We start from the raw sequence: 24,442 nt of genomic DNA on the forward strand, positions 1-24,442 counted from the left end.
TCGGTATGGCAAGATTTCCTGCCAGGGCAGCATGCGCAGGATAATGCACTGAATCGTCGGCGCCGAGCCGGGTCGCCGCGTGGACGTCAGCGCCCGGGTTGCCTAGACTAGCCTCTTTTGATCGGCACCGGCCCCGAGGCTGGACAGCACGAGGAGTGTTCATGTTCACAGGTATCGTCCAGGGCACCGCCGAGGTGGTCGCCATCCACGAGGCGCAGGCCTTTCGTACCCATGTGCTGGCCTTGCCGGCGCCACTGCGCGAAGGGCTCGAGCTCGGCGCCTCGGTGGCCCACAATGGGGTCTGCCTGACTGTCACCGCCATCGACGGCGAACGGGTGAGTTTCGATCTGATGCGCGAGACGCTCAGGCTGACCAATCTCGGTGCCCTGGCGGTGGGGGATCGCGTCAATATCGAGCGGGCGGCGCGCTTCGGTGACGAGATCGGCGGTCACGCCATGTCGGGCCATGTGATGGCGATGGCCGAGCTGGTGGAACTCGACGAGGCCCCCAACAACCGCCGCCTGTGGTTCGAGCTGCCCCCGGCGCTTGGGCGTTTCGTGTTCGACAAGGGCTATATCGGCGTGGACGGCATCAGCCTGACCATCGGCGAGGTGCGCCCGGCCGGCGCCGATCAGGGTCCGCGCTTCTGCGTCGACCTGATCCCCGAGACCCTGGCGCGCACCATCCTGGTGGATCGGGTGCCGGGCGACCGGGTCAATATCGAGATCGATCCCCAGACCCAGGCCATCGTCGAGACGGTCGAGCGGGTCCTGGACGCGCGAACGAGGTGAGCTCGCTCGCCAGGCAAGAGTCATCCCCCGTTTCGTCGGTGGGGCGTCTCGCATGGCGCGATGCCATCGTCTACCATGTGCGGCTTTTCTCGCCGCCCGGGAGGCCCCACCGGTCGTCACCACCGTTGTAGCGCGCAGGAAGATATCCATGCTGAACCGCCTGATCGAGAACCAGTTCAAGCTGGCCGAGCACCAGACCGATGTGAAGACCGAAGTCATTGCCGGGCTCACGACCTTCCTGACGATGGCCTACATCATCTTCGTCAACCCGAGCATCCTCTCCGAGGCGGGCATGGACTATGGGGCGGTGTTCGTCGCCACCTGCCTGGCGGCGGCGCTCGGCTGCCTCATCATGGGGCTGTGGGCCAACTATCCCATCGCCCAGGCCCCCGGCATGGGCCTCAATGCCTTCTTCACCTATGGCGTGGTACTGGGCATGGGGTATAGCTGGGAGGCGGCGCTGGGGGCGGTATTTTTCTCCGGTTTCGCCTTCTTCCTGCTGAGCATCTTCCGGATCCGCGAGTGGATCATCAACTCGATCCCGCTCTCGCTGCGCCTGGGGATCGCCGCCGGCATCGGCCTGTTCCTGGCGATGATCGCCCTGCAGAACGCCGGCATCGTGGTGGCCAATCCGGCCACCTACGTCGCCTTGGGGGATCTCTCCGAGCCCGCTGCCCTCTACGCGCTGCTGGGCTTCTTTGTGATCACCGCACTGGCCTACCTGCGCATCACCGGGGCGGTGATGATCGGCATCCTCGGGGTGACCGTGCTGGCGATGCTCCTCGGCCACAACGAGTTCGGTGGGCTGGTCTCGATGCCGCCTTCCATCGGCCCGACCCTCATGGCGCTCGACCTGGCCGGTGCCTTGGACGTGGCGATGCTCAGCGTGATTTTCGCCTTCCTGTTCGTCGACCTCTTCGATACGTCCGGCACCCTGATCGGCGTGGCGCACAAGGGGGGGCTGCTAGACAAGGACGGCAAGCTGCCGCGCATCGGTCGCGCCATGATGGCCGACAGTGGCGCCTCCATGGCCGGGGCCGTGCTGGGCACCTCCACCACCACCAGCTACATCGAGTCCACCGCGGGAATCGTCTCCGGGGGGCGTACCGGCCTGACCGCGGTGGTGGTGGCCGTGCTGTTCTTGATCAGCCTGTTCTTCGCCCCGCTGGCGGGCTCTATCCCCGCCTATGCCACTGCAGGCGCCTTGCTCTACGTGGCGGTGCTGATGGCCGGCAGCCTGTCCCACGCCAACTGGGACGATCCCACCGATGCCGCCCCGGTGCTGATCGCCGCCCTGGCCATGCCGCTGACCTTCTCCATCGCCGAGGGCATCGCGTTGGGCTTCATCAGCTACGCTGCCATCAAGACGCTTTCCGGCCGCTTCCGTGACCTGAATCCGGCGGTGATCGTGCTGGCGCTGCTGTTCGCGGCCAAGTTTCTATTCCTTGATTGACTCTGGGTCCTCGACTGACCGTCAGGCATCGACCTCCATCCAACGAGATTCGTATCGATGAGCATCTACGGCGACTACATCAAGTCCGTGATTCGTACCGTCCCCGATTGGCCACAGCCGGGGGTGAACTTCCGCGATATTACCCCGCTGCTGCAGAACAGCGCGGCCTTCCGCAAGCTGGTCGACAGCTTCGTGCACCGCTATCAGGAGATGGACCTCGATGCCATCGCGGCCATCGACGCCCGGGGCTTCATCATCGGTGCGCCGCTGGCCTACGAGCTGGGCTGCAGTTTCGTGCCGGTGCGCAAGAAGGGCAAGCTGCCGTTTCGCACCATCAGCGAGACCTATACGCTGGAGTACGGCGAGGCCGAGGTGGAGCTACATAGCGACGCCTTCCATGAGGGAGACCGGATCCTGATCGTCGACGATCTGATCGCCACCGGCGGCACCATGCTTGCCGCGGCCAAGCTGATCTCCCGCAGTGGTGGTCAGGTGGTGGAGACCGCCACCATCGTCGACCTGCCGACTCTGGGCGGCTCGCAGCGCATCCGCGAGGCCGGCTATGGCGTCTTCGCGGTCTGTTCCTTTACCGAGGACGAATGACCATGGTCAGTCGCTACCACCAGCATTTCACCGTCTCCTGGGACCAGTTGCACCGCGACGTGCGCGAGCTCTGCCACCGGCTGGTCGAGCGTGACTTCACGGGCATCGTCGCCATTACCCGGGGTGGGCTGATTCCGGCGGCGCTGATTGCCCGCGAACTCAATGTGCGCCTGATCGATACCGTGTGCATCAAGAGCTATGATCATATGGAGCAGGGTGGCCTGCAGGTCCTGAAGGGCGTCGACCACGAGGGTGACGGCTGGCTGCTGGTCGACGACCTGGTCGATACCGGCAAGACCGCCCGCAAAGTGCGTGAGATGCTGCCCAAGGCGCATTTCGTCACCGTCTATGCCAAGCCGGAGGGCAAGCCGCTGGTCGACCAGTACCTCACCGAAGTGGCCCAGGACTGCTGGATCCAGTTCCCCTGGGACATGGGCGTGGCCTATGTCGAGCCCCTGGCCGACCAGGTGAGGCGTTGAGCCATGTCGACCTGTCCGCTTCCCGACAGCTGGCAGCGCTGGCTGGGTGACGAGTTCCAGGCGCCCTACATGCAGGCCCTGCGTGACTTCCTGGCCGCCGAGAAGGCGGCCCGAAAGGTGATCTACCCGCATTCTTCCAACTGGTTCCGGGCCTTCGAGCTGACCCCCCTGGACCGGGTCAAGGTGGTGATCCTCGGCCAGGATCCCTATCACGGTCCCGGCCAGGCCCACGGGCTGTGTTTCTCGGTGCGCCCCGGGGTGCGGGTGCCGCCGTCGCTTTCCAATATCTACAAGGAGCTTGAGGCCGATGTGGGCGCCAGGCCGGTCGATCACGGCTGCCTGGAGCATTGGGCCCGCCAGGGCGTGCTGCTGCTCAACACCTCGCTGACGGTGGAGCAGGGCAATGCCGGCTCTCACCGAGGCATGGGCTGGGAGACGTTCACCGACCGCGCCATCCAGACGGTCAGCGCGCACGCCAAGCCCTCGGTCTTTCTGCTCTGGGGTAGCCCGGCCCGCAAGAAGAAAGCGCTGGTCGATACCTCGCGCCATCTGGTGCTGGAGTCGCCGCATCCCTCGCCGCTCTCGGCCCATCGGGGCTTCTTCGGCAACCACCACTTCTCGCGGGCCAACGCCTTTCTCGAGCAGAACGGGCGCTACCCCATCGACTGGCAGCTGCCCGCCCAGCCTTAACGCGAAAGCGGGAGGCGGGTAGAATGGCACGCAATTTTGTCGATGCCGTCCATTCGGCGAAAGTCACATCGTCCCCACCGCCGCCGAAGAGGTCACCCCATGAGCGTCCATGCCATCCGGCATCCCCTGGTCCAGCACAAACTGGGGCTGATGCGCGAAGCGGATATCAGTACCAAGAGTTTCCGTGAGCTGGCCGGCGAAGTGGCCAAGCTGCTGACCTACGAGGCGACTCAGGACCTGGAGCTCGAGACCCACGAGATCCAGGGCTGGAGCGGGTCGTCCATCCCGGTGCAGCAACTCAAGGGAAAGAAGGTGACCATCGTGCCGATCCTGCGCGCCGGCCTCGGCATGCTCGATGGCGTCACCGACCTGATTCCCAGTGCCCGCATCAGCGTGGTCGGCCTCTACCGCAACGAGGAGACCCTCGAGCCGGTGCCCTACTTCGCCAAATTCGCGGGGGATCTCGACGAGCGGATGGCCATCGTGATCGATCCCATGCTCGCCACCGGCGGTACCATGGTCGCCACCCTGGACATGCTCCGCGAGCGCGGCTGCCGGCACATGAAGGTGATCGTGCTGGTGGCGGCGCCCGAGGGTATCGAGCGCGTCCAGGCGTCCTATCCGGACATCGAACTCTACACCGCGGCAGTGGATGACCACCTGGACGCGCACGGCTATATCGTCCCCGGGCTCGGCGACGCGGGTGACAAGATCTTCGGTACCCGCTGAGTTTTCGATCTTCGCAATCTGGTGTGAGCCGTCCCTGATCCCGGGCGAATGCGTAGGGGCGATAAGCGCCAGCGCATCGCCCGACCCAGGCGCCTCCCCAGGCCTACGTGGAACGGTTCACGCTGATCTGCAAAGGACCAAAATTTTCGCCCCTGCGATGCGCGGTCCAGGGGCGTTTTTCTGCACGGCTGAAACACTCAACCTTCACGACGGAGAGGCTCTCATGAGCGATCAAGCGGCGGCCCCATCGATGCCGACCGACTCATTGCTGCGTACCCTGTTGACCGGCGCCCAGATGCTGTTCGTGGCCTTCGGCGCCCTGGTGCTGGTGCCGTTGCTGACAGGCCTCGACCCCAGTGTGGCACTGTTCACCGCCGGCATCGGCACCCTGGTGTTTCATGGCGTGACCCGGGTCAGCGTGCCGGTATTTCTGGCCTCGTCGTTTGCCTTCATCGCCCCGATCCAGGGCTCGGTGGCGAGCTTCGGCATTCCGGCCACCCTGGGCGGGCTGATGGCGGCGGGCCTGGTCTATGTGGCGATCTCGCAGCTGGTGCGCCTCAAGGGCACCGGCTGGCTGCATCGCCTGCTGCCCCCGGTGGTGGTGGGGCCGGTGATCATGGTGATCGGCCTGGCGCTGGCGCCGGTGGCGGTGGACATGGCCACCGGTGAGACCAGCGATACCATCGGCTACGGTCCGGCCATCTTCCTGTCCATGACGAGCCTGCTGGTGACCCTGGTGCTGGCGGTGTTCGGCCGCGGCCTAATCCGCCTGATCCCGATCATGGGCGGCATCGTCACCGGCTATGCCCTGGCGCTGCTGATGGGGGTGGTCGACTTTACGCCGGTGCACGAGGCCGCCTGGTTATCTCTGCCGGCCTTCACCGCGCCGAGCTTTCACTGGGCGGCGATCCTGTTCATGATCCCGGTGGCCATCGCCCCGGCGGTGGAGCATATCGGCGACATGATCGCCATCGGCTCGGTCACGCGGAAGAACTACCTGGAAAAGCCCGGTCTACACCGCACCCTGCTGGGCGATGGCCTGGCCACCACCGCCGCGGCCTTCGTCGGTGGCCCGCCCAACACCACCTACTCCGAGGTCACCGGCGCCGTCACCCTGACCCGCGCCTTCAACCCAAAGATCATGGTGGTCGCGGCGGGTATCGCCATCGTGCTGGCCTTTGTCGGCAAGCTCGGTGCCCTGCTGCAGACCATCCCCGGTCCGGTGATGGGCGGCATCATGACCCTGCTGTTCGGCTCCATCGCGGTAGTGGGCATGAATACCCTGGTACGCGCCGGCAAGCCGCTCACCGCGCCGCGCAACCTGGTGGTGGTCTCCCTGGTGCTGGTCTTCGGCATCGGTGGCATGCAGTTCGGCAACGGCCAGTTCACCCTGCAGGGCGTCAGCCTCGCCGCCCTGGTTGGTATTCTGCTCAACTGGGTGCTGCCTCGCGCCGAGGAGGAGTAAGTGTCTATGCACAAGTCATCGTATCTGGTGGAGTCCCTCGGCTCGGCGGTGAGCATGGGGGTCTCGCTGGAGAGCCCGCGCTTGCAAGTAGCCAGGCCGAGCACAGCATCTATACTTTGTTAGATCAGAACCTCCTTATAACGCTTATAACAGAAAGTGAGGGTTGATATGACAATAGAGAGACGATTTGTGCAACGCGCTACCCGTGTTTTTGCCGGTGCGGTGGCGGGGTTGGCGATGGCATCTGCTAGCGCCACCGACGCGAAGGAAGCCGCCGGGACCGGCCTTGGAGACGTGGACTTCCGGGCTTCCTGCACCGCGGAGGTGGGCGAGGACTTCGACCGCGCCGTGGCCATGCTGCATCACATGATGTACGCCCAGGCGCGCGAGGCCTTCGAGCGCATCGCCGCCGAGGAATCCGACTGCGCCATGGCCCATTGGGGCATCGCCCAGACCCTGTACCAGCCACTCTGGCCCACGCGCCCCAGCGCTGACGAACTGGAGCGGGGCCGCGAAGCGCTGCAACGGGCCCGCGACATCGGTGTGGAGACCGATCGCGAAAAAGCGCTCCTGGCGGCCGCCGAGGCCTTCTTCGAGGACCCGGACGCGGACTGGTGGACGCGCATCGGCCGGTGGGCCGATGCCCTGGAATCGGCACATGAGAACCACCCCGACGACCGGGAGATTGGCGTCTTCTACGCGCTGTCGCGTATCGCCGTGGGCCAGACAGCCGATGACCGGGCCGCCTATAACGCCGAGGGCGCACGAGCGGCGCTGGCCGTCCACGAGGAATCGCCCACCCACCCGGGCGCGATCCACTACCTGATTCATGCCAACGACATCGACGCCCGTGCCGGCGAGAATCTGGATGTGGTGCGCGCCTACAGCGACATCGCGCCCAGCGTGCCCCATGCGCTGCACATGCCCACCCATATCTTCGTGAGGCTGGGGAACTGGCCGGAAGTGATCGAGTGGAACCAGCGCTCGGCCGAAGCCGCGCTCGAGCATCCCGCCGGCGACCATGTTTCGCACCATTATCCCCATGCCGCGGATTACCTGGTCTATGCCCACCTACAGCGCGGCGAGGACGGCAAAGCCCGCGGTGTACTGGACGAGGTCTTGGCCAGGCAGGGCTATCAGCCCAGCTTCATCTCCGCCTTTCACTTGGCGGCGATGCCGGCGCGCTTCGCGGTGGAACGTCGCGATTGGGAGCGCGCGGCGGCCATCGAGCCCAGAACGCCGACAGAGATACCCTGGGATAACTTCGCCTGGCCGGAGGCGCTGTCCTGGACCGCGCGCGGACTGGGCGCGGCGTACCAGGGCCAGCTGGAGCAGGCGCGCGAGGCCGAGGCCCAGCTGGCAGCATTGCGCGACAGCTCCGAATCCGCGGGTGAAAGCGGTTTCGCCAACTATATCGAGATCGACCGGCTGCTCCTGGCCGGGCACATTGCCCGAGAGGACGGCCGTGATGACGAGGCCGTGGCACTACTCAAGCAAGCAGCGAAACTGGAAGATACGATGGAAAAGCACCCGGTGACCCCCGGTGCCCTCCTGCCTCCCCGCGAGGCCTTGGGCGAATTGCTGCTTGAGCTGGACCGGTCGGGCGAAGCGCTCGAGGCCTTCCGGTCGTCGCAGGAGGTGTGGCCCGGGCGCTACCGGACCCTCCTTGGCGCAGCACGGGCGGCGTCCGCTGCAGGGGATGAAGGCGTCGCGCGGGAGTATTACGGCATGCTGCTGGAAACCACCGCCGCGGAGTCCGACGGTCCCGAAATTGAGGAAGCCAGGAACGCAATGGGCAAGATGTGAGCGGCATGCGGCCGAACCCGGCGCCGGCTGGGCTCCTAAAGGTCATTCACCGCGGATGGCTGCGACCAGACCCTGTCAGGCGTGAGGCAGTTCCTGGCCCGCGTCGGAGAAGGTCGGCGGGGTGCTGGCGCTGACGATCACGCACTCCTCGGTCCCGGGATTGCGGAAGCGGTGGGGCAGGCGGGAGTCGAAGTAGTAGGCATCGCCTGCGCCCAGCATCCCCACCTCGCCGTTCACGGTGATCTCGATCTGCCCCGCGATCACCACACCGCCTTCCTCGCCGTCATGCTCGAGCATCTCCGCGCCGCTGTCGGCGCCGGGGGGATAGCGCTCATGGAGTATCGACATGCGCCGGTCGGGGCGTCGGGCCGCCACCAGTCGCCAGGACAGCTTGCCGTCGCCGATCTCGGTCAGTTCCGAGGCGCGATAGAAGGGACGGGGGTGGCTGGTCTCCTCGCCGGCGAAGAAGGCACTGATCGAGACCGGCAGGGCGTCGAGGATCTTCTTCAACGAGCTGACCGAGGGGCTGACGCTGTTCTGCTCGATCAGCGAGACGGTGCTGTTGGTCACCCTGGCGCGCTTGGCGAGTTCACGTTGCGAGAGGCCGCGTGCCAGCCGCAGCTGACGCAGGCGCCCTCCGACATCGAAACCCTCGTCGGTCATCTGGTGTGTCTCCGGGCCTGATGGAAGGTTACACGGTGGTGCGGTGTGAACGACACCCTGCGCATGCAGGTGTGCGAAATCCTTGACACATCATACCCGCTGCCGGTGTCGCCGATAAGGCCTCTTCCCTCTGCTGCCTTGACCCGGGTCAGCAGGCGGTATGACGGTCGCGTGAGGCCATGGCACCCGTGGCAGGGCTCAGGCATCATGTTGGCCAGACATGATGAATACGTGACAGGAGCGGTCATGATTTCCCGAGACGATCTCACCGGCCTGGTGCTCGCCGGTGGCCAGGGACGCCGTATGGGCGGGCGCGACAAGGGCCTCGAGCCCTTCGCTGGCCGGCCCCTGGTGACCCATGCCGTCGACCGGCTCCGGGGCGCCGTCGCCGAGGTGCTGATCAATGCCAACCGCCACCTCGATGCCTACGCCGAGCTGGCCGACCGGGTGATCGAGGACGCCGAGGCCGGCTACCAGGGGCCGCTGATGGGCATCTACAGCGGGTTGCGTGCGGCGACGACTCCCTGGGTGGTGGTGGTGCCCTGCGACAGCCCGGCGCTGCCCCGGGACCTGGTCGATCGACTGGTGGTCGGCATCGACGATCACGCCATCGCCGTGGCCTTCGACGGCGAGCGTCACCACCCGGTGGTGGCCCTGATCCGCACCTCGCTGGCCGATGACCTGGCCGCGGCCCTGGCGGCGGGGGAGCGCAAGATCGATCGCTGGTACGCCCGTCATGGCTGGGCCGACGTGGACGTCTCCGACTGCCCCGAGGCCTTCGCCAACCTCAACACCGACGACGAGAAGCGCCGCCTGGAGCGCGCCTTGAGCGAGGAGCCCTCAGCCCGCGGAGGAAAGGAGCCCTCGGCTCGTGCAGAAACAAGGAGTCCCTGACCCGATGAGCGACTGCGTGCCGGCAACCCTGCCGCTCGACGATGATCTGCCACTACTGGGGATCGCCGCCTGGAGCGGTACCGGCAAGACCACCCTGCTGGAACAGCTGCTGCCGCGGCTCGGTGAGCGCGGCCTGCGGGTAGCGGTGATTAAACACGCTCACCATGCCTTCGACGTCGACCAGCCGGGCAAGGACAGCCATCGCCTGCGCCAGGCCGGCGCTTCGCCGATGCTGGTCGCCTCCCGCGCTCGGGTGGCGCTGATGATGGAGACGCCCGGCCGTGAGGAGGCCGACCTGGCCGAGCTGATCGACATGGTACGACCCCAGCATCCCGACCTCATCCTGGTGGAGGGCTTCAAGGCCTGGCCGCTGCCCAAGCTCGAACTTTACCGCCCCGCCGTGGGCAAGTCGCTGCGCGTGGCCGAGGACCCCTGGGTCCGCGCGGTGGCAAGCGACGCCGCCCTCGATCTGCCCTCGGGCGTCGCGACCCTGGACCTCAATGACCTCGACGCCCTCACGGACTGGATCGCCGCCTGGCCGGCGCGTTGGGCAGACGAGGCGAGGCGGCGAGAGGAGGGCTGCGCATGACGCTTTCCTGCTTCGAGCTCGGTGAGCGCATGCTCACGGTGGTCGAGGCCCGCGAGGCGCTGGCCGATCTGGTGAGGCACGCGCTGCCCGTGGAGCCTGTGCCCCTGGCCGCCCTCCATGGACGCGTGCTGGCCGAGCCGGTGGTCTCGGCCATCGACGTGCCGCAGAACACCAATGCCGCCATGGATGGCATCGCCCTGGCCTGGCCGGTGGCGGGGGAGGTCCCCTCGGTCTGGCCGGTGGCGGGGGAGGTCCTGGCCGGCCGGCAGCGTGATACCCCCCTCGCCGCCGGCGCGTGCGTGCGCATTACCACCGGGGCGCCACTGCCGCCCGGGGCCGACACCGTGATCATGCGTGAGCAACTGGTCGAGGTGGGCGATGCGGTGCGCGTGGAGCATCCCGAGCGGGTGCGGCATGGCCAGCATGTGCGCCAGGCCGGTGAGGACCTCGCCCGGGGCGAGACGGCACTGGCCGCCGGCACCCGGCTTGGGGCGGCCGAGCTGGGCCTGCTGGCTTCGCTGGGCGTGGCCGGGGCCTTCGTGCATCGCCGACCGCGGGTAGCGGTGTTCTCCACCGGCGACGAAGTCACCGCCCCTGGCGAGGCCTTGCCGCCGGCCGGTATCTATGACGCCAATCGCTATACCCTCGCCGGGCTGCTGACCGAGCAGGGAGTCGAGGTGCTGGACCTCGGCATCCTGCCCGATGCCCACGATGCCCTGGTCGTCGCGCTGCGCGAGGCCGCCGACCGAGCCGACCTGGTGGTCAGTAGTGGCGGCGTGTCGGTCGGGCATGCCGACTTCACTCGAGCGGCCCTGGAGGAGGTCGGCCGCCTGGCCTTCTGGCGCATCGCCATCCGTCCCGGCCGGCCCCTGGCCTGCGGTCAGCTGGGTGCGCGCCAGGTCCCCTTCTTGGGGCTGCCCGGCAACCCCGTGGCGGTGATGGTCACCTTCCTGCAGTTCGTGGTCCCGCTGCTCGACCGGCTGCAGGGCAGGGCCTACCGGCCCGCTCCGCTCACCGCCGTGACCGACGAGACGCTCAAGAGTCGCCAGGGGCGTACCGACTTCCTGCGGGGGATCTATCATGCCGGGCCCGATGGGCGCCTCCATGTGCGCAGCACCGGGGCCCAGGGGTCGGGTATCCTCTCCTCCATGGTGGCCGCCAATTGCCTGATCGAGCTTACCGACGACCGCGAGGGCGCTGTCCCCGGCGAGGCGGTGAGCATCCACCCTCTTCATCGATTGTCCTGAGACCTGACCCATGACCCTGACACACCTCAACGCCCGTGGCGAAGCCCATATGGTGGATGTCGGCGACAAGCCGGAGAGCCAGCGGGAGGCCACCGCCTCCGGCGTGATCTACATGCAATCGGCGACCCTGGCCTTGCTGGCCGAGGGAGGGCTGCCCAAGGGCGATGTGCTGGCCACGGCGCGCATTGCCGGTATCCAGGCCGCCAAGCGCACCCACGAGCTGATCCCGCTCTGCCATGCCCTGGCGCTCTCCAAGGTAGCCATCGACTTCCACCTGGACGAGGCGGAAAGCTGCCTGCAGGTCCTGGCCACCTGTCGGCTGACCGGGCGTACCGGCGTGGAGATGGAAGCGCTTACCGCTGTCTCGGTGGCGTGCCTGACCCTCTACGACATGTGCAAGGCCGTCGACAAGTCGATGGAGATCGGTCGCATCCACCTCGATACCAAGACCGGCGGCAAGTCCGGCGACTATGCCCGCCAAGACGATCACCGCCTGCAGGGGGCAACCGCCCCCCTGATCGGCGACACCGCCACGTCCCCCATCGTTACCGGCGAGGGAGCGGCCGGCGAGGTCTCGCTGGGGCCACGCTGCGATATCGCTGCCCCCTGCATCCGGGTCAAGTGCCTCGCGGAACTGCGTGAACGACTCGGCGTCGGAGAAATCTCGGTGCCCTTCGATCGACTGCCCAGCAGCGACGTGGCCGGGCTCAAGACGGCGCTGAAGGCCATGGATGAGCGCTTCGAGGGCCTCGACCGGGGGCGGGTGCTGTGTGCCGTCAATCAGGTGATGGCCGGCGATGCCACGCCGCTGACCAGCGACGACGAGGTGGCCTTCTTTCCGCCGGTGACCGGAGGATAACGCATGATCCGCGTGCAGCAGGAGGCCTTCGATGTCGGCGCCGAGCAGGAGGCGCTGACGGCGGGGCGCACCGACATCGGAGCGGTGGTCACCTTCACCGGCCTGGTCAGGGACTTCAATGAGCGTCCCGAGGTCCGTGCCCTGACTCTCGAGCACTATCCGGGCATGACCGAGTCGGCGCTGCAAACGATCGTCGACGAGGCCGAATCCCGCTGGCCACTGCTGGGGGTGAGCGTGATCCACCGGGTTGGACGCCTCACCCCGGGAGACCCTATCGTACTGGTAGTGGTCGCCAGTGCCCATCGCCGAGCCGCCTTCGAGGCCTGCGACTTCATCATGGATTACCTGAAGACGCGTGCGCCCTTCTGGAAGAAGGAGCACACCGCCAATGGGGATTACTGGGTCGCCGAGCGCGCTGGTGACCATCAGGATGCCCGCCGCTGGGAGACACCGACATGACCGACGAGCTGATCGACGATTTCGGCCGGCGCGTGAATTACGTGAGGATCTCGGTCACGGACCGCTGCGATTTCCGCTGCGTCTACTGCATGAGCGAGACGATGACCTTCCTGCCGCGTGCCCAGGTCCTGACCCTGGAAGAGCTGGGCATGGTGGCTCGCGCCTTTACCGAGATGGGGGTGGAGAAGATCCGTCTCACCGGGGGCGAACCCCTGGTACGCCGGGATATCGATCGCTTGGTCGAGGACATCGGCACACTGCCCGGGCTCAACGACTTCGCCATGACCACCAACGGCGCGAGCCTGCCCAAGTACGCCGATCGTCTACGCGAGGCAGGCCTCAAGCGTCTCAACATCAGCCTCGACTCCCTGGATCCGGAACGCTTCCGACGTCTGACCCGGACCGGTGATCTCGACCGGGTCATCGACGGGATCCGCGCGGCGAAGGCCGCCGGGTTCGCGCGGATCAAGCTGAACGCGGTGATTCTCAAAGGACGCAACGACGATGAGGTGCTCGATCTGGTGGACTTCGCCCGCCGCGAGGGGCTCGATATCAGCTTCATCGAGGAGATGCCGCTTGGCGATGTCTCCGATCACCGCCGCGACGAGACCTTCTGTTCCAGTGATGAGGTACAGGCGATCATCGAGACCCGACATGACCTGGTGCCGACCCCTGAGACCACGCCGGGGCCCTCGCGTTACTTCCGGATGCCCGATAGCACCAGTCGAGTGGGCTTCATCTCCCCCCACAGCCATAACTTCTGCGCCAGCTGCAATCGCGTGCGCGTGACGGTGGAAGGGCGGTTGCTGCTGTGTCTCGGCAACGAGCATTCCGTCGACCTCCGCGCCGTGTTGCGGCGCTATCCTGGCGATCTCGAGGCACTCAAGCAAGCCATCGTGCGGGCTATGCCTCTCAAGCCCGAGCGGCACCACTTCACTACCGATGGGGATGTCCAGGTGGTGCGCTTCATGAACATGACCGGCGGGTAAGTCCGCCGGCCTTTTTCCTGCTTTCTCTCTTCGGGTTTTCGCCCCTTTCTGCGCTTTTTCATGCCAACTTTTCTTGCCAATTGGTCGAGGGTGCATATACTTTCGACGTGACCATTCGATTCATGCCATCATTCAACACCCGGATTGGAGGGGGCTAATGTCCAGCGAAACCCTGGAGCGTATCGCCCGGAACAAGAACGTCGCACGCGCTGCCGCCCGTCAGCTCAGCACCGAGCAGCTGCACAAGCTCGCCGAGGTGATCGACGAGGTCATCGCGCAGAAGAAGGACGAAGAAGTCCAGCGTCAGCAGGAAGAGGAAGCCAAGGCGCGCAAGCTGGCCGAGATTCGCGAGCAGATCAACGAGGCGGGCCTGTCCCTGGATGATCTGGTATCCGAGCAACCCAAACGCAAGCGTGGCCGTCCGCCCAAGAGTGAAAGCCAAGGGTAAGGGGGATGACGGTATCGTCCTGCTGGTCTCAAGGCGACCAGCGGGGGTACAAAGTTGCGTGGGAACCGGATCAGTACGCTGACTGTCTTCCGCGCGAGGACAACCGCCCCGGGAGGTAACGGCATGGCCAGCCGCGCTCCCTCGATCACTTTTTTTTCTATGGTCGTCACGCCCTGAAACCAGCACCGTGACCTTCACGAGGTCACGGTCAAGGCTTCACTGAGCTGCCCACCCTTTCCGTCTCGACCGCCAGCAGCTGCAGGTGGATTTCCGGTACCCGGTGCAGATGATCTGCGAACCAGGCCAGGATTCTCGGCTGCAGGGCATGACGCAGGCCTACTAGCGAGTCCGTCTCGATCTCTTCCAGGCAGTCGTCGAGCCACTCGGCGAAAGCGGTCTCGTCCAGGGGGCTGGCTTGACTGGCATCGAGCATCAGGCGACCGATGCGCGTCCAGCCATGCTCAGTGGCGGCCACCGATACCGCGAGATGAAGGCGGCCGTGCCGTGACCGATTCGCCGCGCCGCCGAGGCCGGGCAGGGGCGCCACGGCATCCTGGCTGACAATGCAAGGCGACTGGGGGTGGCGGGACTCCAGCCTCAGGCCGTCGCCATCCAGGCGAATCAGATCGCCATCCATTGGCGCCAGCGGTGCCGCGATGCCCATCTCCCGGGCCAGGGCCTGATGGGCCTGCTGATGACGGGGTTCGCCATGCACCGGCAGCAGCCGGCGCGGCCGGACCCAGCCGTAGAAGGTTCTGAGCTCGTCCTGGGCAGGGTGCCCCGAGGCATGCAACTCGGGGTGGTTGAACTCGTCCATCAGCGTCACCTCGAAGCGAGCCAGGCCACGCTTGAGCCGCTCGATCAGCCGCTCATTGCCGGGAATCGCCTTGGCGGAGAAGATCACCGTGTCGCCCCGGGTCAGTTCGAAGTGCGGATGGCGGCCGCGAGAGAGCCGCGACAGGGCCGCCCGGGGTTCCCCCTGGCTGCCGGTGGCGATCACCAGCACCTCCTCCGGTGGCAGGTAGCCGAGGTCGGTGACCGGCACGAGCGGCGGCAGATCGTCGAGGTAGCCAAGCCCGCGGGCCACGCCTACCATGCGCTCCATCGAGCGCCCCATCAGGCTGACCCGCCGGCCGCAGCGTCGGGCCGCACGGCCGATGGCCAGCACCCGTGCCAGGTTGCTGGCGAAACAGCTCACCACCACTCGACCCTCGCAGTGGTTGATGGCCGTCACCAAGGCATGGGCGACCTCGCCCTCACTGCGTGAATGGCCTGGCAGCGGGGCGTTGGTGGAGTCACCGACCACCAGGTCCACCGGGGCGATGGCACGGAACGTGGCGGCGGAGATGGGCGGGCCGATCAAGGGTTCGGGGTCCAGCTTCCAGTCACCGGTGTGCAGCACCCGGTGCTCGCCGGCGGCGATCAGCAGCGCACAGCTCTCGGGGATCGAGTGGGTGAGTGGCAGATAGCGCAGGGTGAAGGGGCCGGTCTCCAGGGCCTCACCGGGTTCGATCACCCGGATGGCCTCGGTGGTGAGGCCCCGTTCGAGGAACTTGGCGCGCAGCAAGCCGGCTGCCAGCGGCGTGGCATGGATCGGGCAGTCCCAGTTGGGCCACAGCCAGGCCACGGCGCCGATATGGTCCTCATGGCCGTGGGTGATGATCAAGGCGCGGGGCATGATCCCGAGCGTGTTCAGGGTGGTCAGGTCGGGTACCTGAAGCGGATTGTCGGGCAGGTCTTGGCGAATCATCATGCCACAGTCCACGGCGATCCAGTCGTCAGCATGGCCGTAGAGGTTCAGGTTCATGCCGATCTCGCCACAGCCTCCCAGCGGCAGGAAATGCAGAGGTGGGCGGCGGCGGGGACGGATCTGGACACGGGTCTGTGACATCGAAAAGCGATCACCGAGCGATGGGCGGATGGAGCACTGATCATGCAGTGACCGTCACTATACGGGATGCCCCGGTGGCGTCACAACGCGCCAGGCTACCGGCCCTGTCGGGCGCCGCCGATTTCGTTACAATACGGGGCTCGAGCCTTCTTGCTGCTATCCACGGACAACCGATGTCTCATTACTATCGACTGGTGATTTCCTGCCCCGATCGGGTCGGTATCGTCGCCCGGGTCTCGGGCTTTATCGCCGGCCATGGCGGCTCCATCACCGAGGCCAGCCAGCATTCCGACCTGGCTACCGGCCGCTTCTTCATGCGCTACGAGATCCTGGCGGATTCCCTCGGCATGGGCGCGGGGGAGTTGCGCGAGGCCTTCGCGCCGCTGGCGCGGGAATTCGACATGACGTGGAGTCTCCACGACACCCGCGAGCGGCGGCGTGTGGTGCTGATGGTCTCCCGAGAGACGCATTGCCTGGTGGACCTGCTCTACCGCTGGACGGCCGGCGAGCTGGACTGCGAGATCGCTGCGGTCATCTCCAACCACGACGACATGCGCGGCCTGGCAGAGTGGCACGACATTCCCTACCACCACGTGCCGGTCATCCCCGACACGAAGCCGCAGGCCTTCGCGCAGGTCGAGCAGCTGGTGGACGTCACCGGCGCCGACTGCATCGTCCTGGCCCGCTACATGCAGATCCTACCCCCGGCCCTTTGCGAGCGCTATGCCGGCCAGGTGATCAATATCCACCACAGCTTCCTGCCCTCTTTCGCCGGGGCGAAGCCTTATCACCAGGCCTACCAGCGGGGCGTCAAGCTGATCGGCGCGACCTGCCATTACGTCACCGAGGAACTGGATGCCGGGCCGATCATCGAACAGGACATCCATCGGGTCAGCCATTGCCACACGCCCGATGACCTGGTGCGCTTCGGTCGCGATGTCGAGAAGGCGGTCCTGGCCCGTGGACTGCGCTGGCACCTCGAGGACCGAGTGCTGATCCACGGCAACAAGACCGTCGTGTTTGCCTGAGCGGGCCGCCTAAACCGGAGGCCTCATGTCGTTTTCCGAACTGGTCCTGGCCCCCTGGCTGATGTGGCTGTGCACGGCCATCTCGCTGTTGTTCGTTGGACTGGCGCTGAGCCGACGCCCCTGGATCCTGTTGCTCGAGGATCACGCCCTGCAGCATCGCTGGCTCGCCGCCACGCTGATGGTGTTGCTGATGTGGCAGCTACGCGCCCAGGCGGTGGACTGGCTGACCCTGCATTTGATGTTCACCGCGCTGCTAACCCTGGTCTTCAAGGCGCCGCTGGCGCTGCTCTCGATCGCCGCGGTGAACCTGGCCATGGTGGGGATCGGCCGAGTGGCCTGGCCGCTTTGGGGGGTGAACCTGCTGGTCACGGGGATCGTGCCGGCGCTGGTCATGGGCCTGGTGTGGCGACTGGTCGATCGGCGGCTACCGGACAACCTGATGGTGTTCCTCTTCGTGGCCTGCTTCTTCGGCTCGGCCCTGGCGACCCTGGGCGCAGGCCTCGCCGCGGTTGGCCTGATGGCCCTGGGTGCCAGCGACGCCCATGCCATGTACCAGGCCATGGAATACGCCCGCTTCCTGCCCCTGCTGATGCCTTCCGAGGCGTTCATCACCGGCATGCTGATGAGCATCCTGCTGGTCTACCACCCGCACTGGGTCGCCACCTTCAACGACCACCGCTATATCGATACCAAATAGCGCCCAGCGCCGAGCTACAAACGCCCAGTAGTTCAGAGACGGGCATATACTTGGCCGCTTGGCTCTTATTCTGCCTGGGCGCTGGGCGCTGGGCGCTGGGCGCTTACAGCGGCAACACCAGCTGCTGCCGGGCTTCCTCGGGGAGCAGGCGCACCCCGACCCCGAGCAGACGCACCGGGCGATGGGCGCGGGCCCAGGCCTGTTCCAGCAGCCGGCCGTAGTTTGCCGGTGAGGGGGCGAGGCCGCGGCTCTCGAGGGTGGTGAGGCTGAAGTCGTCGAAGCGAACCTTGATGAACAGTCCCGCCAGGGGGGGGTGGCCCTGGCGGGCCAGTCGGCTCTCGAGCTTCTCGCACAGCGGCCCTAGGGCCGAGCGGGCGTTGGCGAGGTTCGGGAGGTCGCGGTCGAAGGTCGACTCCACGCTGACCGACTTGCGCTCGCGTGTCACCCGCACCGGCCGCTCGTCGATGCCCCGGCAAAGCTCGTAGAGGCGCCTGCCGAACTTGCCGAACTCGTCCAGCAGCCGCTCCAGCGGCAGGGCACGCAGGTCGGCGCAGGTGGCGATGCCCAGTGCGTCGAGACGGGCGCCGGTGGCCGGGCCGACGCCGTGGAGCTTGCTGACCGGCAGCGCACTCACGAAGGCATCGACCCGCTCGGGCGGGATCACGGTGAGGCCGTCGGGCTTGTCCCAGTCGCTGGCGATCTTGGCCAGGAACTTGGCCGGCGCGACGCCCACCGAGACGGTGATGCCGGTGCGGACCAGGCATTCCTGCTTGAGCCACTCGGCCATCCAGGTGGCGCTGCCGCGAAAGCCTTCGACGTCGGTCACGTCGAGGAAGGCTTCGTCCAGCGACAACGGCTCGACCCGGGGGGTGAGCTCACGGAAGGTCGCCTGGATCTGACGGGAGACATCGCGATATTTCTCGAAGTCGCCGGGCAGCAGGGTGAGGTGAGGGCAGAGGCGCAGCGCTCGGGCGGTGGGCATGGCGGAGTGGATGCCGTAGACCCGGGCGGGGTAGTTGCAGGTAGCGATCACCCCACGTCGCTCCCGAGAGCGGCCGATGGCTAGCGGGATGTCCCGCAGCACGGGGTTGTCGCGCATCTCCACCGCGGCGAAGAAGGCGTCACAGTCGGCGTGAAGGATCTTTCGCTGGCGGCTCATGGCAGACTTTCAAGCACTTCCTGACACTGGCGAGCGAAGGCCGGGCACGACCAGGCTCGACGCGTCAGGCCAGCGCCTGGCCGTTACCACCGCGTATCACCCCCACCCCGATCCCCTCGATCTCCAGCACCTGGTGGCGCAGGTCCACCACGATCGGCGCGAACTCCGCGTTCTCGGCGATCAGGGTCACGCTATGGCCCCGACGCTGGAAGCGCTTCACGGTGACATCATCTTCCAGGCGGGCTACCACGACCTGGCCGTCGCGAACCCGCTCGGTGCGGTGCACGGCGAGCAGGTCCCCCTCGAGGATGCCGATGTCCTTCATGGAAAGCCCCCGCACCCGCAGCAGGTAGTCGGCGCGGGGGGTGAAGTACTCCGGCGGCAGCGGGCAGTAGCGGTCGATATGCTCGGCAGCCAGGATCGGGCTGCCGGCGGCCACCTCGCCGATGATCGGCAGGCCCGGCTGTGGCTCGTCCCGAGCCGCTTCCCCTGCCGCGGCCTCCGGTTCCTGGGCCGCCAGGCGGATGCCACGGGAGGTGCCGCGGATTACCTTGATCACGCCCTTGCGCTCCAGTGCCCTCAGGTGCTCCTCGGCGGCGTTAGGGGACTTGAAGCCCAGCGCCCGGGAGATCTCGGCCCGGGTCGGCGGGTATCCCAGCTCGTTCATGGTCTTGACGATGAAATCGAAGACATTCTGCTGGCGTGGCGTAAGGGGGCGACTCATGCAACCTCCGGGACGGCGGTGGGTGGCGAAGCAGCGCCACCGCGATCGGCTAGGGGGAGAGGCGGCCTGCCAGGCGCGCCATGGTTGATAAAGTATACAGCATGATCTTCCATCCAGTAAAAGCGCCGGCGGCGCTTCTCGCAAGGGTAACGCTTCAGGATGGCCAGGACAGCGTGTCACGGAAAGGACCGGATTCAAACGCGTGCCCATCAGGTGGATTGAGACGATCCCTTGTTTATCGTACACTTCAGAGATATTCAAACAATTGTTTCTAACCGGGGCCCTTGCATGGCACAGCCCGATACCGTCACCCGCATCTTGAATACCGCCGAGGTGCTGTTCGCCGAACATGGCTTCGCCGAGACCTCGTTGCGCAACATCACCAGCAAGGCCAATGTCAATCTGGCGGCGGTGAATTACCACTTCGGTTCCAAGAAGTCACTGATCCAGGCGGTCTTCGCCCGTTACCTGGACCCCTTCACCGAGCGCTTTCACAAGGCCTTGGACGAACTCGAGGGCCGCTATCCGGATGGGACCGTGCCCCTGGAGATCCTGCTGGAGGCCATGGCGCAGTGCGTGCTGGAGGTGCCAGGAGAGCGCAACAGCCTGAAGGTATTCATGCGCTTGCTGGGGCTTGGCTACAGCCAGACCCAGGGCCACCTGCGGCGCTATATCGAGGAGGAGTATGGCGGGGTCTTCTCCCGCTTCACCGAACTGGTGCGCCGAGCCACCCCGGAGCTGCCTGATGTCGAGCGCTTCTGGCGGCTGCATTTCATCTTGGGCACGGTGATCTTCACCCTCTCGGGGCTGGATGCCCTGCGTGACATCGCCGAGAAGGATTACGGCGAACATGTCACGGTGCGTGACCTGGTGCAGCGTCTGCGGCCCGTGGTGGTCTCGGCCATGAGCGCACCACTGCCTCCTGTGGCGATGCCCCGGGTCGAGGTGGGCTGAGGCCCGCGCTCGAAGGGCCGTCGGTCAGGCAGATCGCCAGGCGGATTCGTTGACCAGGTTGAGGGGCTGCTGGCCCTTGAGCGCCCGGGTGATGTTCTCCACCGCGCGTTGTGCCATGGCATCGCGGGTCTCGCGGGTGGCGGAGCCGATATGCGGCAGGGCGACCACGTTGGGCATGTGGGGCAGGGGAGACTCCGGTGACAGCGGCTCCTGCTCGAAGACATCGAGCCCGGCGGCGCGGATCTGGCCTTTTTCCAGGGCCGCGATCAGGGCCGCCTCGCAGACGATCCGGCCGCGGGCGATGTTGACGAAGATCGCCGAGGGTTTCATCAGGCCGAATTCTCGGGCGCCGACCAGGTGCTCGGTCTCGGGGGTGAGGGGCACGGTCACGCAGATGAAGTCCGACTCGGCGAGCAGGGTGTCGAGGTCGCGTCGCTCGGCTCCTAGCTCGCGCTCGAGGGCGGGTTTCGGGGAGGCGTTGGCGTAGCGCACGCGCATGCCGAAGCCGAGGGCACCACGGCGCGCCACGGCCGCACCGATACGACCGAAACCGATCATGCCCAGTGTCTTGCCGTGGACATTGGTGCCGAACTGTGCCTCGCCGATGCTGGCCTGCCAGTCGCCACGCCTGACGAAGTCAGCCAGTTCGACGACGCGGCGGGCCGCCGCCAGGATCAGGGCGAAGGCGGTGTCCGCCGTGGTCTCGGTGAGCACGTCGGGGGTATGGCAGAGGAGGATGCCACGCCGCGTCAACTCGTCGACAGGATAGTGGTCGTAACCCACCGAGATGGTGGCCATCACCTCCAGTAGGGGGGCCGCGTCGAGCAACGCGGGGGTGATGGTCAGGCCGGTGCCGATCAGGCCGTGGGCCCTCGGCAGAGCGGCCTGGAAGGCGGGGTCTTCCGCCAGGGCGGTGCCGGTGAAGACCTCGATGTCGAAATCACGTGACAGCGTGGCCAACTGCTCGTCCGTCAAGCGGCCATGGACCAGGATGCACTTCTTCATTAGTTCGGCTCCAGTTCTGCAAGGGCATGACCCCGGCTCTGGGGAATGCCGTGTCGTCTGTCCTGACCGTCACGCTCTTCTCATCGCCAGGCGATCAGGCGCAGTCGGCCGCCCCTTCCCCGAACATGTCGAACAGCAGGTCCCGGCCGAGGTCGGTGAGCACGAAGCGCTGCTGGGGGTTCCAGGTCGCGGCGTCGCTGGCTTCCAGGGTGCGCTGGCAGATCGCCCAGTCGTGGGAGGCCTCGCTCAGCGCTCGCAGGGTCGCCGGCTCCAGGCCGCGATGGGGGATGGTGACCGTCTCGAGGACATGGCCCTGGCGGTAGAGCTGGGCGGTCATGTGGGAAAGGCACTGGCGCAGGCTGCGCTGCATGGCGGAGTGGGACGTAGATAGGATCATTCGACGGGCAGGGCTCCTTGTGACAAGGTGGGCTGCCCCACAGTATACAACCTTGGTTGTGTTCGACCAAGGTCGCAGGTGGCCGAGGCCGAGCCGAAGCCGAGGAGAGTGGGCCGCGATCCCTCGGCACGGACCACGGCCGGGGATCACGCCTCCACGCGTCCCAGCAGCAGGAACTCGAGCAGGGCCTTCTGGGCGTGCAGACGGTTGCCGGCCTCCTGCCAGACCACCGCACGCGGATCGTCGAGCAGGGTCTCGCTGATCTCCTCGCCGCGATGGGCCGGCAGGCAGTGCAGGAACAGCACGTCGTCGGCGGCCCGGTCGAGCAGAGCCTCGGTAACCTGCAGGCCGGTGAAGGCCGCCTCGCGTTTTGCCTGTTCCTCTTCCTGGCCCATGGAGGCCCAGACATCGGTGGTGACCAGGTCGGCCCCGGTGACGGCCTCCGTGGGGTCACGGTGCAGGGTGACGCGATCGCCGGCGGCGTCGAGGATGTCCTGGCGAGGCTCGTAACCCTCGGGACAGCAGATACGCAGCCGGAAATCGAACTGGCGGGCGGCATTGATCCAGGAGTGGCACATGTTGTTGCCGTCGCCGAGCCACACCGCGGTGCGTCCGCGTACGCTGCCGCGTCGTTCCGTCCAGGTCATCACGTCGGCCAGCAACTGGCAGGGATGGTAGTCGTCGGTCAGGGCATTGATCACCGGCACCGCGCTGGCCGTGGCGAACTCTTCGAGGTCGGCGTGGGAGAAGGTGCGGATCATCACCGCGTCGACCATCTCCGACAGTACCCGGGCGGTGTCACCGATCGGCTCGCCGCGACCCAGCTGGGTGTCGCGGGGCGAGAGGAACAACGCATGGCCGCCGAACTGCGCCATGGCGGTCTCGAAGGAGACCCGGGTGCGGGTCGAGGACTTCTCGAAGATCATCGCCAGGGTGCGGTTGGTAAACGGGGTGTAGGTCGGGCCATGGGTCTTGAGGCCGTTCTTGATCGAGATGCCGCGCTGGATCAGGTAGCGCAACTCTTCCGGACTCAGGTCGAGCAGGGTCAGGAAATGGCGGGCGGCCATGGCATTACTCCATGAGCAAAAACGCTCATCCTAGCCATCGACCGGGGGATGCGCAACGCGCCCGTGATCAGTAGAATGGCCTCATCAGCAAGGCCGACCGTCGTACTCGGGTATTCCCTAATCGCCGGTGGGCCCACAGCGAAACGAGAGGAGACGTCATGAGCACCACCGTCGAGAACATCCAGCGCCAGATCGGCGAGAACCCCATCCTGATTTACATGAAGGGCACGCCCCAGCTACCGCAGTGCGGTTTCTCCGCTCAGACCGTCCAGGCCCTGATGACCTGCGGCGAGCGCTTCGCCTTCGTCAACGTGCTGGACAACCCGGACATCCGCGCCGAACTGCCCAAGGTTGCCAACTGGCCGACCTTCCCCCAGCTGTGGGTCGAGGGTGAGCTGGTCGGCGGCTGCGATATCGTCATGGAGATGCACCAGAACGGCGAGCTCGAGACCCTGATCAAGGAGACCGCCGCCAAGCACAAGGACGACGAGAGCGAGCAAGGCAGCGACGCCTGATTCCTCGCCCGATCGTGGCTTCTCGAGGCCCGCGCGCCCTCCCGGCTCGCGGGCCTCGTGCGTTCGGCCCGGTCCATGTGGCGGATACGCTTTGATACCGATTCCTTGATCGGGCGCTTTGCAAGGTGTTGTCATTCCTACCATCCTAACAAGCGCGTGTCGTGCTCGTGCGCTTCCTTCATCGTCGATGAAACCGGAGGTGGTTCATGCAAGTGCCATTGAACATCAGCTATCACCATCTTGACGGCAGTGAGTGGATCGACGACTACATCAAGTCGCGGGTGGCCAAGCTCGAGCAGATCAGCGACGACATCGTATCCTGCCGGGTGCTCGTCGAGCGGAGTCAGCATCCCCACCAGACCGGCAACCCACATCGCGTCCTCATCCAGCTGTCGTTGCCGGCCCGCGGGGAACTGGTGGCGGAGAAGACCGACAAGGTCAACGACCCCCATGTCCAGCTGCGCCGCATCATCCGCGATGCTTTCGAGGCGATGGAAAAGCAGCTGAAGAAGGCAACCGGCAAGCGCGGCGCCAAGGTGGTGCATCACAATGCCGAGTCGGTCCCACCGGAGGCCACTGTGGTTCGGATCTTCGACGAGGAGGGCTACGGCTTCCTCAAGGATTTCAGCGGCGAAGAGATCTACTTCCACCGTAATGCCGTCCTGCACAACGACTTCCCGCGACTGACGGTCGGTACCCGGGTCCGCTACGAACCCGAAGAGGGCGAGGAGGGCTGGCAGGCCAGCTCGGTGCAGATCATCGACAAGCCGGGGGTGGGCGGTCGCGAGCTCGATGACGACGATCTCGGCACCCCGGCCGGCTGGCAGCGGGACTGAACCGT

At 66.3% G+C, this 24,442-nt stretch carries 27 protein-coding genes; 20 read left to right on the forward strand and 7 right to left on the reverse strand.

Features of this window, described 5'->3' with window-relative positions; genetic code table 11:
• Window positions 1-161 precede the first annotated feature (161 nt).
• The 8 genes from FHR94_RS00665 (at window position 162) to FHR94_RS00700 (ending at window position 8,016) form a co-directional block, all read left to right on the forward strand.
• Window positions 162-791 carry a riboflavin synthase subunit alpha gene (locus FHR94_RS00665; protein ID WP_183323492.1) on the forward strand — a complete coding sequence of 210 codons (630 nt, stop codon included), beginning with the start codon at window positions 162-164 and terminating at the stop codon, window positions 789-791.
• 148 nt (window positions 792-939) lie between these two features.
• Window positions 940-2,244, forward strand: a complete 1,305-nt coding sequence (locus FHR94_RS00670) for an NCS2 family permease (RefSeq protein WP_183323494.1) — start codon at window positions 940-942, stop codon at window positions 2,242-2,244.
• Between the two features lie 57 nt (window positions 2,245-2,301).
• A complete protein-coding gene (locus tag FHR94_RS00675; RefSeq protein WP_183323496.1) occupies window positions 2,302-2,847 on the forward strand; it encodes an adenine phosphoribosyltransferase in 546 nt (181 codons plus the stop codon).
• Window positions 2,848-2,849: 2 nt separating this feature from the next.
• Window positions 2,850-3,326, forward strand: coding sequence for a xanthine phosphoribosyltransferase (gene gpt / locus FHR94_RS00680; RefSeq protein ID WP_183323498.1), 477 nt, complete (start codon window positions 2,850-2,852; stop codon window positions 3,324-3,326).
• Window positions 3,327-3,329: 3 nt separating this feature from the next.
• On the forward strand, window positions 3,330-4,016 hold the full coding sequence (gene ung / locus FHR94_RS00685) for a uracil-DNA glycosylase (RefSeq protein WP_183323500.1): 687 nt from the start codon (window positions 3,330-3,332) through the stop codon (window positions 4,014-4,016).
• A gap of 99 nt (window positions 4,017-4,115) precedes the next feature.
• Entirely contained in the window at window positions 4,116-4,745 is a 630-nt protein-coding gene (upp, locus tag FHR94_RS00690; RefSeq protein WP_183323502.1) for a uracil phosphoribosyltransferase, read from the forward strand.
• A 223-nt stretch (window positions 4,746-4,968) separates the two neighbouring features.
• Window positions 4,969-6,210, forward strand: coding sequence for a uracil-xanthine permease family protein (locus tag FHR94_RS00695; protein ID WP_183323504.1), 1,242 nt, complete (start codon window positions 4,969-4,971; stop codon window positions 6,208-6,210).
• A 189-nt stretch (window positions 6,211-6,399) separates the two neighbouring features.
• The gene (locus tag FHR94_RS00700; protein ID WP_183323506.1) at window positions 6,400-8,016 is read left to right on the forward strand and encodes a hypothetical protein; all 1,617 of its coding nucleotides are present in this window, start codon (window positions 6,400-6,402) and stop codon (window positions 8,014-8,016) included.
• 75 nt (window positions 8,017-8,091) lie between these two features.
• Here FHR94_RS00700 and FHR94_RS00705 read toward each other — a convergent pair whose 3' ends face one another.
• Window positions 8,092-8,679, reverse strand: coding sequence for a cupin domain-containing protein (locus FHR94_RS00705; RefSeq protein WP_183323508.1), 588 nt, complete (start codon window positions 8,677-8,679; stop codon window positions 8,092-8,094).
• A gap of 246 nt (window positions 8,680-8,925) precedes the next feature.
• On the opposite strand from FHR94_RS00705, the gene mobA reads away from it, so the two are divergent.
• The 7 genes from mobA (at window position 8,926) to FHR94_RS00740 (ending at window position 14,164) form a co-directional block, all read left to right on the forward strand.
• Entirely contained in the window at window positions 8,926-9,573 is a 648-nt protein-coding gene (mobA, locus tag FHR94_RS00710; RefSeq protein ID WP_183323510.1) for a molybdenum cofactor guanylyltransferase MobA, read from the forward strand.
• A gap of 4 nt (window positions 9,574-9,577) precedes the next feature.
• Entirely contained in the window at window positions 9,578-10,162 is a 585-nt protein-coding gene (gene mobB, locus FHR94_RS00715; RefSeq protein WP_183323512.1) for a molybdopterin-guanine dinucleotide biosynthesis protein B, read from the forward strand.
• Entirely contained in the window at window positions 10,159-11,409 is a 1,251-nt protein-coding gene (moeA, locus tag FHR94_RS00720; protein ID WP_183323514.1) for a molybdopterin molybdotransferase MoeA, read from the forward strand. Before mobB ends, moeA begins: the two co-directional genes overlap by 4 nt.
• 10 nt (window positions 11,410-11,419) lie before the next feature.
• Window positions 11,420-12,268 (forward strand): cyclic pyranopterin monophosphate synthase MoaC, encoded by an 849-nt coding sequence (gene moaC / locus FHR94_RS00725; RefSeq protein ID WP_183323516.1) that lies wholly within the window; start codon window positions 11,420-11,422, stop codon window positions 12,266-12,268.
• 3 nt (window positions 12,269-12,271) lie between these two features.
• On the forward strand, window positions 12,272-12,727 hold the full coding sequence (gene moaE / locus FHR94_RS00730) for a molybdopterin synthase catalytic subunit MoaE (protein WP_183323518.1): 456 nt from the start codon (window positions 12,272-12,274) through the stop codon (window positions 12,725-12,727).
• Window positions 12,724-13,716, forward strand: coding sequence for a GTP 3',8-cyclase MoaA (gene moaA, locus FHR94_RS00735; protein ID WP_183323520.1), 993 nt, complete (start codon window positions 12,724-12,726; stop codon window positions 13,714-13,716). Before moaE ends, moaA begins: the two co-directional genes overlap by 4 nt.
• A 157-nt stretch (window positions 13,717-13,873) precedes the next feature.
• Window positions 13,874-14,164, forward strand: a complete 291-nt coding sequence (locus FHR94_RS00740; protein ID WP_183323522.1) for an H-NS family histone-like protein — start codon at window positions 13,874-13,876, stop codon at window positions 14,162-14,164.
• A gap of 208 nt (window positions 14,165-14,372) precedes the next feature.
• Here FHR94_RS00740 and FHR94_RS00745 read toward each other — a convergent pair whose 3' ends face one another.
• Window positions 14,373-15,971, reverse strand: coding sequence for a ribonuclease J (locus FHR94_RS00745; RefSeq protein ID WP_183323955.1), 1,599 nt, complete (start codon window positions 15,969-15,971; stop codon window positions 14,373-14,375).
• A gap of 257 nt (window positions 15,972-16,228) precedes the next feature.
• Here FHR94_RS00745 and purU point away from each other — a divergent pair, with 257 nt between their 5' ends.
• A complete protein-coding gene (gene purU, locus FHR94_RS00750; RefSeq protein WP_183323524.1) occupies window positions 16,229-17,083 on the forward strand; it encodes a formyltetrahydrofolate deformylase in 855 nt (284 codons plus the stop codon).
• A 25-nt stretch (window positions 17,084-17,108) separates the two neighbouring features.
• Window positions 17,109-17,780: an energy-coupling factor ABC transporter permease gene (locus FHR94_RS00755; protein WP_183323526.1), complete on the forward strand. Its 672-nt coding sequence runs from the start codon at window positions 17,109-17,111 to the stop codon at window positions 17,778-17,780.
• A 103-nt stretch (window positions 17,781-17,883) separates the two neighbouring features.
• On the opposite strand, the gene dinB is transcribed toward FHR94_RS00755, so the two are convergent.
• Together dinB and lexA are read right to left on the reverse strand one after the other, a co-directional pair.
• The gene (gene dinB / locus FHR94_RS00760) at window positions 17,884-18,939 is read right to left on the reverse strand and encodes a DNA polymerase IV (RefSeq protein ID WP_183323534.1); all 1,056 of its coding nucleotides are present in this window, start codon (window positions 18,937-18,939) and stop codon (window positions 17,884-17,886) included.
• Between the two features lie 64 nt (window positions 18,940-19,003).
• Entirely contained in the window at window positions 19,004-19,663 is a 660-nt protein-coding gene (gene lexA / locus FHR94_RS00765) for a transcriptional repressor LexA (protein ID WP_183323536.1), read from the reverse strand.
• A gap of 288 nt (window positions 19,664-19,951) precedes the next feature.
• On the opposite strand from lexA, the gene FHR94_RS00770 reads away from it, so the two are divergent.
• Window positions 19,952-20,617 carry a TetR/AcrR family transcriptional regulator gene (locus FHR94_RS00770; protein WP_183323538.1) on the forward strand — a complete coding sequence of 222 codons (666 nt, stop codon included), beginning with the start codon at window positions 19,952-19,954 and terminating at the stop codon, window positions 20,615-20,617.
• A gap of 24 nt (window positions 20,618-20,641) precedes the next feature.
• Here FHR94_RS00770 and FHR94_RS00775 read toward each other — a convergent pair whose 3' ends face one another.
• The 3 genes from FHR94_RS00775 to argF all read right to left on the reverse strand — a co-directional run bounded on the left by FHR94_RS00775 (window position 20,642) and on the right by argF (window position 23,086).
• A complete protein-coding gene (locus tag FHR94_RS00775) occupies window positions 20,642-21,622 on the reverse strand; it encodes a 2-hydroxyacid dehydrogenase (protein ID WP_183323540.1) in 981 nt (326 codons plus the stop codon).
• 94 nt (window positions 21,623-21,716) lie between these two features.
• Window positions 21,717-22,019 carry a hypothetical protein gene (locus FHR94_RS00780; protein ID WP_183323542.1) on the reverse strand — a complete coding sequence of 101 codons (303 nt, stop codon included), beginning with the start codon at window positions 22,017-22,019 and terminating at the stop codon, window positions 21,717-21,719.
• Window positions 22,020-22,165: 146 nt separating this feature from the next.
• Entirely contained in the window at window positions 22,166-23,086 is a 921-nt protein-coding gene (gene argF, locus FHR94_RS00785; protein WP_183323544.1) for an ornithine carbamoyltransferase, read from the reverse strand.
• Window positions 23,087-23,244: 158 nt separating this feature from the next.
• Between argF and FHR94_RS00790 the strand changes: the two genes are divergently transcribed.
• Window positions 23,245-23,601 (forward strand): Grx4 family monothiol glutaredoxin, encoded by a 357-nt coding sequence (locus FHR94_RS00790; protein ID WP_183323546.1) that lies wholly within the window; start codon window positions 23,245-23,247, stop codon window positions 23,599-23,601.
• 206 nt (window positions 23,602-23,807) lie between these two features.
• Window positions 23,808-24,437: an HPF/RaiA family ribosome-associated protein gene (locus tag FHR94_RS00795; RefSeq protein ID WP_183323548.1), complete on the forward strand. Its 630-nt coding sequence runs from the start codon at window positions 23,808-23,810 to the stop codon at window positions 24,435-24,437.
• Window positions 24,438-24,442: the final 5 nt, after the last annotated feature.

It is taken from the genome of Halomonas cerina, from assembly GCF_014192215.1.
GTDB classification, from domain to species: Bacteria; Pseudomonadota; Gammaproteobacteria; order Pseudomonadales; family Halomonadaceae; genus Halomonas; species Halomonas cerina.